The following is a 1,677-nucleotide window of genomic DNA, read 5'->3' as shown; positions in this document are numbered from 1 at the left end:
CGTGGCTGACATTTACGGAATTTCTCCATGAAGTGAACCACACGCTGATGAATGACTTCGTTTCCATGCCGAATGATGAAATCAACCGTTACATGAAAATGGAAAAGTTACTGGAAAATAAAATCTCCCGTCGCTTTAAGGTGCGTCGCTTGGAAATCAATGATTTTGGATATCTCATGGAACATCTTTACGGCAGGGACGGTATCGCTTATGAAGATTATGAGTACCAGCTACCAAAGAAGAACTATAAGAAAGAAACGCTGATAAAATACTATGACCTTATCCGTCCGACAAGGTGTGTGATTGAGGAAAGCCAGCGGTATTTACGCTTGGAACACGAGGACAAGGAAAGCTATGTGTCTTACTTTACCGTCAATGCGATTGTCGGGGAGCTTGATTTTCCCTCAAGTGAAATCTTCTATTTCCAACAACAGCAGTTTACATTCCCCGTTGATACTTCTATGAATGTAGAAATCGTGGAGAACCGTAAGGCATTAACGACCGTCCGCAACAAGAAAAAGGAATTGAAAGATTTGGATAATCACGCCTATCAAGCAGGAAGTGAAACCAGCTCAAATGTGGTGGACGCATTAGACAGCGTGGACGAGCTGGAAACAGACTTAGACCAGAGCAAAGAAAGTATGTATAAGTTAAGCTACGTCATACGGGTGTCTGCACCCGATCTTGACGAGCTGAAACGCCGTTGTGATGAAGTCAAGGACTTTTACGACGACCTCAATGTAAAGCTGGTGCGTCCTGCTGGCGATATGTTGGGGCTTCATTCTGAATTTTTACCAGCCAGCAAGCGATATATCAATGACTATGTGCAGTATGTAAAATCAGACTTTTTGGCAGGGCTTGGTTTTGGAGCGACACAGCAGTTAGGGGAAAATACGGGTATCTATATTGGCTATTCCGTCGATACTGGAAGAAATGTGTACCTGCAACCGTCTTTAGCTTCGCAGGGAGTGAAAGGTACAGTTACCAACGCCCTTGCTTCTGCTTTTGTCGGTTCGCTTGGCGGTGGAAAGTCATTCTGCAACAATCTACTTGTATATTATGCGGTGCTGTTTGGCGGTCAAGCACTTCTGTTAGACCCTAAAAGTGAGCGTGGCAACTGGAAAGAAACACTTCCAGAAATCGCCCATGAAATCAATATTGTAAACCTTACCAGCGATAAAGGCAATGCAGGACTTCTTGACCCGTTCGTGATTATGAAGAATGTGAAAGACGCTGAAAGTCTGGCAATCGACATCTTAACATTCCTTACGGGTATTTCCTCTAGGGACGGCGAAAAATTCCCCGTACTTCGTAAGGCGGTTCGTTCCGTTACCCAGAGTGCAAATAGAGGACTGTTATACGTTATTGAGGAATTGAGAAAAGAAGATACTGCTATCTCACGCAATATCGCAGACAAGCGAATGGAACTTCAAAAGGCACAAGAAGCAAGGCAGGCACGAAAGATGGACGGATCAGCGACAACGGGAGCTACCCGTCCACATGAACGACCAGCCACAGCTTCAACTATTCCAAAACCGAGTGCGGAAAAAATGCAGGAAGTCAAACGCCCTGCCACAGCTCCAACTCCGAAAGCAAGTGAACCAGTCAAGACAACTGTTATCAAAGAGCGTCCGTTATCTTCTGGTGCTTCTGATAGAAAAGCGACCCAGCCTGCAC

At 45.1% G+C, this 1,677-nt stretch carries 1 protein-coding gene; it reads left to right on the top strand.

Annotated elements, in window-relative coordinates; all coding sequences use genetic code 11:
- Positions 1-1,677 (top strand): ATP-binding protein (locus tag LJD34_RS15880; RefSeq protein WP_264474840.1); only part of this gene is annotated, 1,677 nt, incomplete at both ends.

This window comes from Faecalibacillus sp. MSK20_93, from assembly GCF_020589945.1.
GTDB classification, from domain to species: Bacteria; Bacillota_I; Bacilli_A; order Erysipelotrichales; family Coprobacillaceae; genus Faecalibacillus; species Faecalibacillus intestinalis.
The sequence above is the reverse complement of the archived record's forward strand: the minus strand, read 5'-3'. Positions and strand labels throughout refer to the sequence as shown.